The 12,151-nt window shown below is 43.1% G+C and carries 15 protein-coding genes; 2 read left to right on the plus strand and 13 right to left on the minus strand.

What is annotated here, in order from left to right; all coding sequences use genetic code 11:
- Window positions 1-35 precede the first annotated feature (35 nt).
- The 12 genes from LFX17_RS17990 to LFX17_RS18045 form a co-directional block, all read right to left on the minus strand.
- Complete coding sequence (locus tag LFX17_RS17990) at window positions 36-314, minus strand: type II toxin-antitoxin system RelE/ParE family toxin (RefSeq protein ID WP_238747878.1); 279 nt, start codon at window positions 312-314, stop codon at window positions 36-38.
- Window positions 315-616: 302 nt separating this feature from the next.
- Window positions 617-841: a hypothetical protein gene (locus tag LFX17_RS17995; protein WP_238747880.1), complete on the minus strand. Its 225-nt coding sequence runs from the start codon at window positions 839-841 to the stop codon at window positions 617-619.
- A gap of 41 nt (window positions 842-882) precedes the next feature.
- Complete coding sequence (locus tag LFX17_RS18000) at window positions 883-1,176, minus strand: hypothetical protein (RefSeq protein ID WP_238747882.1); 294 nt, start codon at window positions 1,174-1,176, stop codon at window positions 883-885.
- A 302-nt stretch (window positions 1,177-1,478) separates the two neighbouring features.
- Entirely contained in the window at window positions 1,479-1,868 is a 390-nt protein-coding gene (locus tag LFX17_RS18005; RefSeq protein ID WP_238747885.1) for a type II toxin-antitoxin system MqsA family antitoxin, read from the minus strand.
- Window positions 1,865-2,176 (minus strand): type II toxin-antitoxin system MqsR family toxin, encoded by a 312-nt coding sequence (locus LFX17_RS18010; protein ID WP_238747887.1) that lies wholly within the window; start codon window positions 2,174-2,176, stop codon window positions 1,865-1,867. The genes LFX17_RS18005 and LFX17_RS18010 overlap by 4 nt, the downstream gene beginning before the upstream one ends.
- A gap of 270 nt (window positions 2,177-2,446) precedes the next feature.
- A complete protein-coding gene (locus tag LFX17_RS18015; RefSeq protein ID WP_238747889.1) occupies window positions 2,447-3,385 on the minus strand; it encodes a hypothetical protein in 939 nt (312 codons plus the stop codon).
- 209 nt (window positions 3,386-3,594) lie between these two features.
- Window positions 3,595-4,413, minus strand: coding sequence for a transposase (locus tag LFX17_RS18020; protein WP_238747891.1), 819 nt, complete (start codon window positions 4,411-4,413; stop codon window positions 3,595-3,597).
- Window positions 4,414-4,562: 149 nt separating this feature from the next.
- The gene (locus LFX17_RS18025) at window positions 4,563-5,600 is read right to left on the minus strand and encodes a tyrosine-type recombinase/integrase (protein ID WP_238747894.1); all 1,038 of its coding nucleotides are present in this window, start codon (window positions 5,598-5,600) and stop codon (window positions 4,563-4,565) included.
- A 516-nt stretch (window positions 5,601-6,116) separates the two neighbouring features.
- Window positions 6,117-7,121 carry a patatin-like phospholipase family protein gene (locus LFX17_RS18030; RefSeq protein ID WP_238732001.1) on the minus strand — a complete coding sequence of 335 codons (1,005 nt, stop codon included), beginning with the start codon at window positions 7,119-7,121 and terminating at the stop codon, window positions 6,117-6,119.
- 661 nt (window positions 7,122-7,782) lie between these two features.
- Window positions 7,783-9,201, minus strand: coding sequence for a sodium:solute symporter family protein (locus tag LFX17_RS18035; protein ID WP_238732002.1), 1,419 nt, complete (start codon window positions 9,199-9,201; stop codon window positions 7,783-7,785).
- A 273-nt stretch (window positions 9,202-9,474) separates the two neighbouring features.
- Window positions 9,475-9,810 (minus strand): hypothetical protein, encoded by a 336-nt coding sequence (locus LFX17_RS18040; RefSeq protein ID WP_238732004.1) that lies wholly within the window; start codon window positions 9,808-9,810, stop codon window positions 9,475-9,477.
- 5 nt (window positions 9,811-9,815) lie between these two features.
- Window positions 9,816-10,250: a MarR family transcriptional regulator gene (locus LFX17_RS18045; protein WP_238732005.1), complete on the minus strand. Its 435-nt coding sequence runs from the start codon at window positions 10,248-10,250 to the stop codon at window positions 9,816-9,818.
- 127 nt (window positions 10,251-10,377) lie between these two features.
- Here LFX17_RS18045 and LFX17_RS18050 point away from each other — a divergent pair, with 127 nt between their 5' ends.
- The gene (locus tag LFX17_RS18050) at window positions 10,378-10,548 is read left to right on the plus strand and encodes a hypothetical protein (RefSeq protein WP_238732006.1); all 171 of its coding nucleotides are present in this window, start codon (window positions 10,378-10,380) and stop codon (window positions 10,546-10,548) included.
- A 168-nt stretch (window positions 10,549-10,716) separates the two neighbouring features.
- On the opposite strand, the gene LFX17_RS18055 is transcribed toward LFX17_RS18050, so the two are convergent.
- Window positions 10,717-11,418, minus strand: a complete 702-nt coding sequence (locus LFX17_RS18055; protein WP_238732007.1) for a nitroreductase — start codon at window positions 11,416-11,418, stop codon at window positions 10,717-10,719.
- 106 nt (window positions 11,419-11,524) lie between these two features.
- Here LFX17_RS18055 and LFX17_RS18060 point away from each other — a divergent pair, with 106 nt between their 5' ends.
- Window positions 11,525-12,112 (plus strand): TetR/AcrR family transcriptional regulator, encoded by a 588-nt coding sequence (locus LFX17_RS18060; protein ID WP_238732008.1) that lies wholly within the window; start codon window positions 11,525-11,527, stop codon window positions 12,110-12,112.
- The last annotated feature ends 39 nt before the right edge of the window (window positions 12,113-12,151 follow it).

A 12,151-nucleotide genomic window follows, 5' to 3' on the forward strand; every position in this document is an offset into this window, starting at 1 on the left:
GTGCGTTGGTTTTCTTTTATTCATAGTAGTTACTTCTAATGATAATCTTCGTAGTCGACTAATATTGCGTTTTCACCTTCGAATTCAAATGTAATACGCCAATTTCCATTTACCCAAACCGACCATCGATCTTGTTCCTTCCCTTTAAGTTGATGCAATTTAAATGAAGATAAATCCATATCCTTTGGATTTAATGAAGCGTCTAATCTATCTAAAATTCTACCTAACTTACCTGCGTGATCCGGTTGAATTCCTTTCTTACTGCCGGTTTCAAAATACTGCTCCAAACCTTTATGTTTAAATGAAATTATCAATCGCCTTCACCGTAACCCAATAGGTTACAGTGTCAAGCGATTTAATGATTCAAAGCCAAATTTGCCAAACTGTCGCCTAACGAAAGAGTCTCCTCGACGTTGCGTCTCCGAAGCGCTTGTGCGCGAAGGAGTTGGCACGAGGTTCGAGTGAGCCTTAGCGAACGGCGCGCGAACCGAAGTGGCAAAGCAATGTGGCTTTAGCCCGAAGTGAGAGTCGCATTAGCGATCTCGAACGGAGTGAGGAGACGAAGTTATGCGAAGATGCGCTCCTCTTAAAACAAAATCAATATTTGTAGAACTCGCTAAAGTTTCCTCGCATAATTGTTTTTCACAAACTTCATTATATAGCTATTCAAGCCTTCTCCAGATTGAGCAAGCCGCTTCATCTGTTCAATATTGCTACTACCTGCTGACTGATAGGTATAAAGATATGCACCACCGGATTTAAAATAAATTGTTATTGAATCTGGTCCAATATCGTATCCAGAAATACTTGAATCATTATCTAAATCTTTGTAATATTCCAAAATTATACTCCCATAACAAAAATTCATAATAAATATTTTTTTCAGTTTTTTCCACACGTAGAACTAACATTTCCTGAAGCAAGTTTTATCGAGCTATCAATAGTTAACGTTTCGTTTTTCTTTCCATTATGTTCCTTACATAGTGGTATAATATACCAGTTAAAATCAACTACATCTCCCCTTTGAACATGAGCACCGACTTCTGGTTTATTAGAACAATTTTCCACAGAGCAGTAAGCAGGAATCTTCTGGGTGCTGAATTTTTCCCAATGAGCAAGCCAACTAGGGCATTTACATGTATTATCGCTTGTTCCGTTAATATTTTTTATTTTCATACAAAATCCTTATTCAACTATTTTATATAATTAGAAAATACTAGCAATACGACTTTATAGTATTAACATTTTGATTCGGATGTTTGCGCATTTTCGCATAACGAAAGAGTCTCCTCGACGTTGCGTCTCCGAGCGCTTACGCGCGAAGGAGTTGGCACGAGGTTCGAGCGACCGTAGTCGCGTCCCGCGAACCGAAGTGACAAAGCAATGTGGCTTTAGCCCGAAGTGAGGGGCGCATGAGCGATCCCGAACGAAGCGAGGAGACGAAGTTAGACGGCGTTTCGTAAACGCTCATCCATTCTCTACTCATTAGCTAAGCGTTGCTTTTTAAGGGGTAAACGAATATCACCAACGAATACGTACCTTATTTTACCATCGTTCATCATTTTATGAATCGATTGTCTACTTAATTTCAATCGTTTTGCCATTTGATCGACGCTTATTAAATCTGCAGCAACGGTAACTTCTGCATCTTTCTTAGCTTTGAATTCAGCAATAACAGAATTAATATGGTTCTGTGATTTTCTTGTAAAAATTCCATCCTTACATGCTTTACAAAAATATCCATCTAACCCAGTAATTTTAATCGAACCATAATTCTTAACTGAATAACTTTCTGTAACTTCAGATTTGAAAATCATACTCTTTTCAGCGCCACAGGAAGGGCAATTAATCCATTTTTTATCCTTCATAAATCCTCAGCTCCTTTGAATGAAATAATAATCGTGTTTTGATTTACGATTTGAATTTTGATATATGCTTTAATATTAATAATTTCTTTTTTGTAAACATCTTGCCAAAGCCGATGATCATTGTGAGAAGTCATAGATTTATAAAAATAGATTGATTCTAATTCAATTATTTCTTTTAGAATCTCTTCTTCAGAAAACCCAAAATGCTCAAGAGCAGTTTTTTGCGCATTTCGCGTAATTATATATTTATTCTCCGAAATTAGCTTTTTAACTAATTTTAAAGAATAATGGCATATCTTTTTCTCCATTCAAATTCATTTTATTTATTGAGTTGACAATGTCAACCAATTAAGCTAAATTTTTCACATAGTACCCGCCAACCTACGAAATGCCGTCTAACGACGTAGGTTTCTCGACGTTTGCGGTTCTGGAGCGCGCTAAACGCGCGGAAGAATTGGCACGAGACTTGAGTGAGCCGTAGCGAACGACTTGCAAGTCGAGTGACAAAGCAAATGTGGCGAAGCCCGCAGTGAGTCCGAACGGGAACCGTGAGTGACGAACGAAGCGAGAAACCGCAGTTAGCCGAAGTTTTCGCCTATTCCAATTGGATTCATATTTCCAATAGAGACAGATAATTTAACTTCTTCATCTTCTTTGTGATCAAGACGTGGTTGTAAGCCAGCTAAAACAAGTATGTATAAATTATAAATCGAGATCTTCGTATCTTTAATTTTTAATTCCCCGATATGTTGCACGTTACAAAATTTAATTCCCCAGTGTTTATCGAAGAACAATTGAAAAATTGATTCTGTTTGGTTGCTTTGATCAAATTTTTCCTCTGGAAAAATTGTTTCCATTATTCTTCGTATTTCCATCTTAGAAAGAGTAATAAAGCTTTCAATTCCATTGAAATAGCGATTAAACCAATCTATTGAATATTCATCAATTAAACATCTATTTAAGCGATCAGTTGAAATCATTCTTGCAGCATTAATAATAGCGGGTCCGTAATAATTATCTCCTATTTTCACAACTTGATCATAGGAAGTCGTATATCGAACAGAGAGTTTTCCGACGATTTCTCGTATTTCCGGACTCAAATGATAAGTATTATATAATTTTAATGCGACTTCATACCACATAATATAAGATATCGCATGGAGTGGCGTGGGAAATATGCAGATTGCCCCATCACCAGTATCCGCGACCACAGGGTCATCTAAACCTTCAAATAAAAATAATTCATTTTCCCGTAGAATGTCCATAGTCATCACATGAACTGCTTGAATCACCAAAGGAATGAGAAGTATTCTTTTAATATCATTCAAAGAATACTTATAGGTATCAATGCAGACAATGGATGCTTTAGTAATCTCCGAAACTTTGAGCAATTTATCTAAATTCTCTTCTGCCTCTTCAATATGAGGATGAGGAGCAGGATTTTTGTAAACGAATCCTTTATTAGAAAAGCATTTAAATAATTCTTCTTTAGAAATCGTGTGGATTTTTGTTTTCATAATTTTAATTGAGAAAATTTCGGCTAACGAAATAGGCTTCTCGACGTTCGCGGTTCTGGAGCGCGCTATACGCGCGGAAGAATTGGAACGAGGTTCGAGCGACCTTAGTCGCGTCTCGCGAACCGAAGTGACAAAGCGAATGTGCCGAAGGCCAAGCGAGAGTTGCGAAGCAATCTCGAAGCGCAGTGAGAAGCCGCAGTTAGGCGCCGTCAATTAAACTCATTCGGAAAAGTCTGACGTGCAATTCGTTTAATGAGTTCATTATTTTTATAGTTTATCTGAATAGCTCTTCGAAAATATAAAACAGATTTGATATTATCACCTTGAATTTTCCAATAAATAGCTAAATTATATAAAGCACTCTGACATCTGATATTTTCAGAATCTAATTTCTCCCACTTTGAATAAGCAAATTCTAAATTACACGTAAATTTTTCCAAACAATCTATGGTTTCGAGTAGCTCAGTTCTTATGTCAAGATTTTCATCGTCTGCTAATAATTCAACAGAGGTTTTTAATTTCTTAGGAACTAAACGTTGTTTAATATTCTCTGCTTTCCCTTCAATTGTATTACATTTTGCACAAGCGGTTAACATTAGCTTGACTGTGTTTTTAGATAGATCAATAAGTCGGACACTGAACATATTCGTGATATTATATTTTTCTGAACTTTCATTACTTTTCATGATTATCATTAAAAAATCAATATTGAATACTTCGATAAATTTTTTGCCTCTACCACTTGCGAGTGCCTTCCAAACCTGATTCAGAGAATATTTTGCAAATTCCTTAGAAAGATCACTCACTCTTAAATATTCCACTTTCCCCAAAGTTTTATAGATCTTTTCTTGGTCTTCTAAACTTTCTATTTCGGAAAATAGTAACCCGATTCTATTTCTTTCATCATAAAATGTTCTTAGTCTAAGCTCTTCTATATCATTTGATGATTCTGGTAAATATAAAGTCAATTCCTTAGAGAACAGATTCATCGAGCATAAATATAATAGTGCGATAAATATCTTAGTCATAATTAATTGATGGCGTCTAACTCAAACTAGCTGATTGTAGACTATAAATCGCCTGTGCGAGTGTCGTATAAACGCCCACAGTATCCGGATATGCGACAGTCGTCAAGGTCAACCGCGCACTCGGGTCATTCCGAGGGTTCAAACTTCCTTCAAACTTCCGGCTTTAGGGACCAGAGATCGAGAGGGCTGGTCACTTCTGTCAGACGAATCTGACTGACACGGGTGTAAATCTCGGTAGTCTTCACGCTTTTATGGCCGAGAAGAAACTGAATGTGTTTGATGTTCGTTCCTGCTTCGAGCAAATGAGTCGCGAACGCGTGACGAAGACTGTGAATGCTGACTGCTTTTTTGACCCCTGCTTTTTCCTTGGCGATCTCGAAGATTCTTTCGGCCGAACGGATATGCAAGTGTTTGGAAGCGTCCTGTCCCGGAAATACCCAGTCTTCGTACGGAAACTTATCTCGGAATTCTTTCCAGAGAACGGCGCACGCCTGCGATAACATCGTAAACCGATCCTTCTTTCCTTTACCTTGTCTTACTTTAAGAGTTCTTCTTTTATCGTCGATATCTTCCGGTCGAAGTTTAACAAGTTCGCTGACCCTTAATCCGCTGGCATAACAAAACGAAAGGAGAAGTTTGTGTTTCGGATTCAGCGTCGCTCCGAGAATATTAGAAACTTCGAATGTGGAAAGAATATCCGGAAGTTTTCGTTCCCGTTTCGGCCTCGGTAAATCTCGGAACCAAGGTTTACCGAGATAGGCGCCGAATAAAGAATTCAACGCTTGAATCCGCGCCGTAATCGTTGCGGGACTCAGTTTCTTTTGCAGAAAGGAAAACTCTAAAAAAGAATGAACGTCCTTTTTCAGAACGTCTTTCGGTTCCTTACCGATCCAGCGCAAGAATGAGACCACGTTCGAATAATACGACTGAATCGTTCTTCGAGACGAATTCCGCATCCTTAGGTTTTTGATCCAATCTCGAAGCGCCAACTCGCCCATAAGGGAAACTTTACAATTTTTGAATCCTTGGAATTTCTCCAGAAGCTCATCGGAAAAAGGGAGAATCCAGTGTTTCTTTACGGGATCCCATTTAACCTTGGGAATACGACGGACAAACGCATATGCCTCCGGATCGTAAGAATGCCGGACAAAAAGAAATCTTCCTCGTTTTTCTAAGATGAAATGCATGAGGAAAGATTACGAAATACTAAATATATGTATAGTTATTTTTGCGATTGAGGGAAGGTACAGCTTCGCCGGGTCGGTCACATGGTTTTGAAAAAATAGATGCGCTGTAGTATACGTCAAGGAGATTCCGACACATTTTCCGACCTAGATTGCTTTCATTTTTCATATCTCTGAAATTCAGAATCATTTTGAACGAAAAGTGACGTTAAGGCGTATAAAATATTGGATTCTTTCCGAAGTCTGGCGTTTGGATCAGCCCGCTCTTCGCGGAAATGCACGAGAAATTTCCATCCGCAGATAGGAATGCGAACTCGGTTTCAAAATTCCTGCAAAACGGAGGATAAGCGGGAGAATAGGACAAAGAACGTTCGTCATCGTTTTTTTCGGACAAGAACGGCTTTGCTGTTCTGATGATGAATCGGGCAACAACCACTACTACAAAAATCAAAGTGGCGGTAAAGCCGCTGCGTCACGATGTACGGACGCGCCAAGAAAGAATATTCTAAAAACGGAATGTTATTTCGATTTCAGGGATGAGAAAGCCTTAGCCCAGTCTCGCTTGAGATATTCGAAAATTTTTTCCTTGTTCAAGCGTGCATCTTGTTTCCCGAGTTCGTACGCCCTTCTGACTCCGATCGGATCGGTATAATCGAAAGAAGTGATCGGCAACGGTTCGGAAGGCATCTGTAAAAAACAACGTTCGAGCAATTTCGGATCCTTCCCTATGATCGTCGTGGGTTCGTAGTAGATTCCGATCGTCTTTTTATCGGGAGGAAACGCTTCGAGCAGAAGGTTGTTCGTCAATCCTCCGTCGAAATAATATTCTTTTCCGAGACTTTGCACGGATACGATCGGCGGTACGGAGGAAGAATTGAGAATGATCTGTTCGACCGTTTGTTCGTTCTCGAAGTCCTTTTCCGTAAATAAGACTTCTTTCATATTCCAATTTCGGAGAATTCTCTGCATTCTTTCGGTGTTGAGTCCGCGGAGACGATCCCGTTCGTCCTCCAGAAACGCCTTTGCGGTTTCGGCGATCAGCCTCGCCAAACGGAACTTATTCTTGAAAGAATCCTCTTTGGGAATGGCGCGTAACGTGTGAATGAATACTTTCGTTCCGGACTTAATGATCTTTTGAAAGTCCATTCCGAATCGGATCGTTTTCCGATACATTTCCTCGTGCGGAAACGCCCTTTCCCCTTTGAAAAGTCGACTGAAATAAAAGTTCGCAGGATTTTTACGGACGATGTTTTCGAAAAAGGCCACACATTCTTCCTCGTCTCCGCAAAGAAGACAAAGAACCATGGCCGCTCCGGCGGAAACCCCGGATACTTCCCGGAATTTAAGCCCCCAGCTTTTCATTTCGTGGCCGAATCCCAATCCGTAAAACGCCTTACAACCTCCTCCGGCGATCGCAAAACAAATTTCGTCTTCAAGCCAAAGTCCTTGAAAGGCTTCTTCGATGGCGTTCGGGGCTTCTTGTTTTCGTTCAAATGCGATCGAGTCGTCTAAAACGGGAGGCATTTCTTTTTCTTTCTCCGGATCCTGATGGAACCATTGTCGAGCGGAGCCCGTCTTTCTGGAAAGAAATTATTCGCTTTTGAAATCGTTCGATTTTCCCTTTTCCGTTTAGAACTTGTCCCAAAACCGGAACTCTGTGGGAACTCCTGCGTGGTCAATCGACGAAAATCCTCTTCGAAAGCCAAATAGGCCGAAATACAAAGCTTTTGTGGGAACTATTACAGTTATGCTCCGAGTTTGGAACAAGTTCCAGAGCTATTTGTGGGAACTCCTGCAATGTTTTTCCGGTTTTAGAGATAATCGCTTATGGCAAACGAACAGATTCTTTTCAACGGTTGCGATAGCGATTGAAGCGGAAATCCCCGAGCGGTTCAAATAGAGAATCCGGATCGAACGATAGAAGTGCGAGGGATTGGAGCGGAAAGCGCGGCGCGAGCACGAAAGCCGGTTCGATCGAACAACAGCCCGCGGCAAGTTCCGCGAACACTGGCCTATTCGCGAGCGAATCGCCCTTATTTTTTACGTGGAATTTCGACGGTTTGAGAATGTGTTGGATTTCCTGTGCGTGAATTCATCTATATCAGAATTACAGCAATTCGTTGTGACAACAATCGACGGAGAACTTTTGTGGGAACTCCCGCGTAATCGTAATTTTTTTTCTTTCCTATTCCTGTTCGGCCGGATTGTCGGCGATCGCCTGCTTCTCGAATCCGTAACCCCTTCTTTCCATAAAATCCCCGACCATAAGCGCGACAAAACTCGCGGTCAAACCCGGGATCGACGCGGGAGTTTCAAAATTCATTATATTCCAAAAAAGCCATACGATGAATCCGACGATCATGGAAAATACGGCGCCTGTCGACGTCGAACTTTTTCGAAAAAGCCCGGCCACAAGCGGAACGAACAAGGATACGAGACTCAGAGCGGACGCCTGCGACACAAGTTCGTAGATATTGCTCTTGGTAATCGCCATCGACAACGATACGACCGTAATGGCGACCACCGAGATCCTCAGAATCCGGAGCAGTTTTTTCTCGTTCGGATCTTTGAGAAACGGACGCACGACGTTTTCGCCTAACACCGATGCAGGCGCTAGGATCGCGCCGCTCGCGGTGCTCATCACCGCGGATAACAACGCTCCGAAGAATAATATCTGCGTGAACAATCCGGTATGCGTCAATACGGTTTTGGGAAGAATCATCTGCGCGTCTTCTCCCGCGATTTCCGGATACACTTTTCGCGCGCAAAGTACGGCGAGAAGCGGAAGCATAGCGACGCTCAAATAAAAAAAAGATCCAAGCAAGGAAGAATACACGGCGATCTTTTCGGATTTGGAAGCCATCACCCTTTGAAATATATCCTGTTGCGGAATCGAGCCGAGTCCGATCGTCATCCAAGCGGCGATATAAACCAAGACGCTCTTCGTTTCCATCTCGGGCACGAATCGGAAAAATCCCGGTTTTGTCGAGGAAAGCACGACGTCCAATCCTCCCGCCTGCGAACTCAGATCCCAAACTAGATAAGCAAGTCCTAATACGATTAAGATCGTCTGTAAAAAATCCGTAAGAGAAATCGCCCACATTCCTCCGATCACCGTGTAGATCAACACCACACCGGCTCCGATGAAAATTCCCGTCGACACGGGCAGATCCGTAAGAGAATGAAGAATGATTCCGAGCGCGACGAACTGCGCCGCGATCCACCCGAAATACGAAGGAATCATAAAGACGCTCGATACGATCTCCGCCCTTCTTCCGAATCGATTCTTATAAAAATCTCCGAAGGTGAGAATGTTCATCCGATAGAGAGGTCGTGCAAAAAACACTCCGACTAAAAAAAGACAAAGGGCCGCTCCGAACGGATCTTCTATGACTCCGAGAACTCCTTCCTCGACAAAACGCGAAGACGCTCCGAGCAAGGTTTCCGATCCGAACCAGGTTGCAAATAATGCGGAGGAAGCGAGAAAAAGCGGAAGTCTTCTTCCCGCGAGAACGTAGTCTTTCGAATCGCTTACGAAGCGCGAGGCGGCGGCTCCGATGAGAATCGTAGTGAGGAGATAGAGGACGACTGAAATTCCGAGCAATGATTTACCTTCGATCTTCTCCTTTCCTATTTTTGTCTTAGGAAGGCAATTCAAATCCCGGATATTTTCAAACGGAACGACGGATTCTTTTTTTCTTCCTCGTTTTTAGGAAACAAATCCGATTTGCGATTCAAGAAGAATCGCGATTCTTTCCGGCTCGCGTTTCGAATTGTGAATCGAATACCTTTCCATTTTTCGGTTTGCCTTTGCGGATAGCCGTCTCGTTCCAATTCACCGCGGGCGCCGCGAGCGAGACCGGAAGACGGGAAAGACTTACTTTTTTAGAACCGCTTTTTTACAAAGCTCGGCCAACTCCGTATGCGATAAGCCCTTTGTTTCACCAAGATTCTTAGGAGAATTTCTGACAGGAAGTCCTGCAAACCCGCCTTCTTTCTCGGAAAGATTGATCAGACATTCCCGAGAGGGTTCGCTTCCTTTTAGTTTCTGCATTTTTTCCGAAGCGGTCGTAAAACCGTCCTTCGTGTTTTCAAAAACGAATTCGGACTTTCCGTCCGAACGACCGGAAACCGCGTTCACACGTTCCGAGATCAATTTGAGTTCGGTCGGAGACAGAATGAGAAGCGTAAAGATGATCAGAATTTCGGACATTCTTTTTATTCCTTAGGAAGATTTCGGAGATTCGTTGCCTCTTGAATGAGAATCGCCGCGGCTTCTTCCTGAAACCGAATCAACAATTCCAATTCTTCATCGGAATATTTTTCGAAAAGGTTTCGCATCGCTTCTCCCATCGCAGCATACACCTTCGCGGTTTCTTGCATTCGTTCCGGATTGAATTCCACCACAACCTTACGCCGGTCGTTCGGGTCCGCCACGCGGCGCACGATTCCGGATTTCTCCAAACGATCGATCACGGTTGTGACCGCCCCCGTTGTTAAACCCAAGGATTGAGCCAATTTTCCGGCGGCGATCGGACCTTCTTCCAGAAGAGGAAGAGTTTTCATATCCGTCGCGTTCAACCCGAATCGTTCCGCCGCGGCCTGATGGAACAAAACGGTCGCGTTGCTGGATCGATGCCCCGTTAGAGACATTTTTTGTAGGAGCTCCTCACGGGAGAGTTTTCGGGAGTTTTTGGTTGACATATTTAGTTAGATTTATTAAGATACTTAACAGTTCTAGCAATTGCAAGAAAAATAGAACCGGAAAAGGAGCTTTTTCATGAATCTACAAGGCAAAGAATGGGAAGAATCCGTCAAGCTTTCGCTCGGAAAATGGTACAGCTGGGATACGCCGATCGGATTGAGCGTGGCGATGGTCAGTTTCGGGATCTTTTTGGTGCTTCTAACAGTTGTCGGTTATATCGGAAAATCCATCGCGCTATTGCAATAAGAAGAATCGGAGACGGAAACCGCTTTCAAAAAACCGTTTCCGAATTCGACAACCCTCCTGTCTATGGACTTTCTTACAAAGGTCGGCGAGTTCGGAATGGCTCAAACATTCCGTCTCGCCTAAATCTTTCGGAAAATCCCGATCGTCAAGAAAGACGCCCGGCGCATTTTAATAAAATGTAACGAGATCCGCGATCGGTTCCCTCGGAGTATGAAACGAATTCAAGTCGGAATCGATCTTCGGGTATCCCAAACTCAAACCGCAAACCACTTTCTCCGTCGCGGGAAGATTCAACTCTTGTCGAACGACTTCGGGAAAGGCGGATAACGCGGCTTGCGGAACGCTTCCCAAACCGTAACCTCTCGCCAAAAGCATCAATGTATTCAGATAACAACCGATGTCCAACGCGATGTAAAAATTCAATTCGAACTCGGTCGTGATGAACACGGCGGTCGGCGCGCCGAAAAATTCGAAGTTGCGCAGCATAAAACCGTCGCGCGCGTCTTTGTCTTTTCGTTCGATACCGGCGACACCGTAGATTTTCATCCCGAGATCGAACATTCTCCGTTTTGCGTCGGAAGGGAAACCGGTAGGCCAAACGGTATCGGGAACCGGATCTCCTTGTTTGGCGCGGTCGACGAGTAGCTCCGCCATACGATCTCTTCTCGCACCGCTCACGACATGAACTTTCCAAGGCTGACTGTTCTTCCAGCTCGGAGCGCGCAAAGAATTCCGAAACAACTCGGAAAGAATTTTTTCGTCGATCGGTTTGGATTCGAAGTCTCGAATGCTATGACGCGTATTGACCGCCTCTTCTACGGTCTTAGCCGCGCCCGTTATATTTACGAATTCGGATTGTGTGGATTCCATAAAATCTCCAAAAAGACTTGCATTTTCGAACGTTTCCGGCTTTGATAAAGGAAGAAAAAACCAGAACAGACAAGTCTGTCTGCTATTGAATCAAAAAGGAAAGAAAATGTCAAGTCGAGAATCCGGACCCAAGGATAGAATTCTAGAAACCGCGGTCCGATTGTTTCAAACGCAAGGCTACGGAAATACGGGAATCAATCAAATCATCCAGGAATCTAAAACCGCTAAAGCGAGTTTTTACGACCATTTCCCATCCAAAGACGATCTTGGAAAGGCAACCATAGAATTTTACGGAAACGAACAAATCCTTTTGCTCGAACGTTTAAAGTCCCGCTCGGAAACTCCCAAAGAATTCATCCGCGCGTGGACCCAAATCCTGCGCAGACAAACCAAAAGCACGGGATTTGCCGGCTGCCCGATGGCAAACACGGTGGCACAGATCGCCTCCACTTCGCATTCCATTTCCGAAGAAGCGAGAAAAGTTTCCCTGCGAACGATCGATATTCTTACCGAATATCTTTCGCAGTGGCAGCAAACGGGTTTGATTACGAAACAAGCCGATCCGAAACTTTTAGCGCGCAGAATTTTTGCCTGTTACGAAGGAGTTCTGCACACTTGGAAATTGACGGGAAAAGTAAGCGCGCTCGACGACTTGCCGATTCTCGTGGAAGCGGTTTTCGCAGCAGCGGCGTGATATCGAAATTGACCAAATAGAATACCCCCTATCCTATGT

It is taken from the genome of Leptospira sanjuanensis, assembly GCF_022267375.1.
Classification (GTDB): Bacteria; Spirochaetota; Leptospiria; order Leptospirales; family Leptospiraceae; genus Leptospira; species Leptospira sanjuanensis.

What these genes read in the sequence shown, in the direction of transcription:
- LFX17_RS18000 (WP_238747882.1), bottom strand. Translation starts at nt 1,176, where the DNA reads ATGAAAATAAAAAATATTAACGGAACAAGCGATAATACATGTAAATGC.
- LFX17_RS18005 (WP_238747885.1), bottom strand. Translation starts at nt 1,868, where the DNA reads ATGAAGGATAAAAAATGGATTAATTGCCCTTCCTGTGGCGCTGAAAAG.
- LFX17_RS18010 (WP_238747887.1), bottom strand. Translation starts at nt 2,176, where the DNA reads ATGGAGAAAAAGATATGCCATTATTCTTTAAAATTAGTTAAAAAGCTA.
- LFX17_RS18015 (WP_238747889.1), bottom strand. Translation starts at nt 3,385, where the DNA reads ATGAAAACAAAAATCCACACGATTTCTAAAGAAGAATTATTTAAATGC.
- LFX17_RS18020 (WP_238747891.1), bottom strand. Translation starts at nt 4,413, where the DNA reads ATGACTAAGATATTTATCGCACTATTATATTTATGCTCGATGAATCTG.
- LFX17_RS18025 (WP_238747894.1), bottom strand. Translation starts at nt 5,600, where the DNA reads ATGCATTTCATCTTAGAAAAACGAGGAAGATTTCTTTTTGTCCGGCAT.
- LFX17_RS18030 (WP_238732001.1), bottom strand. Translation starts at nt 7,121, where the DNA reads ATGCCTCCCGTTTTAGACGACTCGATCGCATTTGAACGAAAACAAGAA.
- LFX17_RS18040 (WP_238732004.1), bottom strand. Translation starts at nt 9,810, where the DNA reads ATGTCCGAAATTCTGATCATCTTTACGCTTCTCATTCTGTCTCCGACC.
- LFX17_RS18045 (WP_238732005.1), bottom strand. Translation starts at nt 10,250, where the DNA reads ATGTCTCTAACGGGGCATCGATCCAGCAACGCGACCGTTTTGTTCCAT.
- LFX17_RS18050 (WP_238732006.1), top strand. Translation starts at nt 10,378, where the DNA reads ATGAATCTACAAGGCAAAGAATGGGAAGAATCCGTCAAGCTTTCGCTC.
- LFX17_RS18055 (WP_238732007.1), bottom strand. Translation starts at nt 11,418, where the DNA reads ATGGAATCCACACAATCCGAATTCGTAAATATAACGGGCGCGGCTAAG.
- LFX17_RS18060 (WP_238732008.1), top strand. Translation starts at nt 11,525, where the DNA reads ATGTCAAGTCGAGAATCCGGACCCAAGGATAGAATTCTAGAAACCGCG.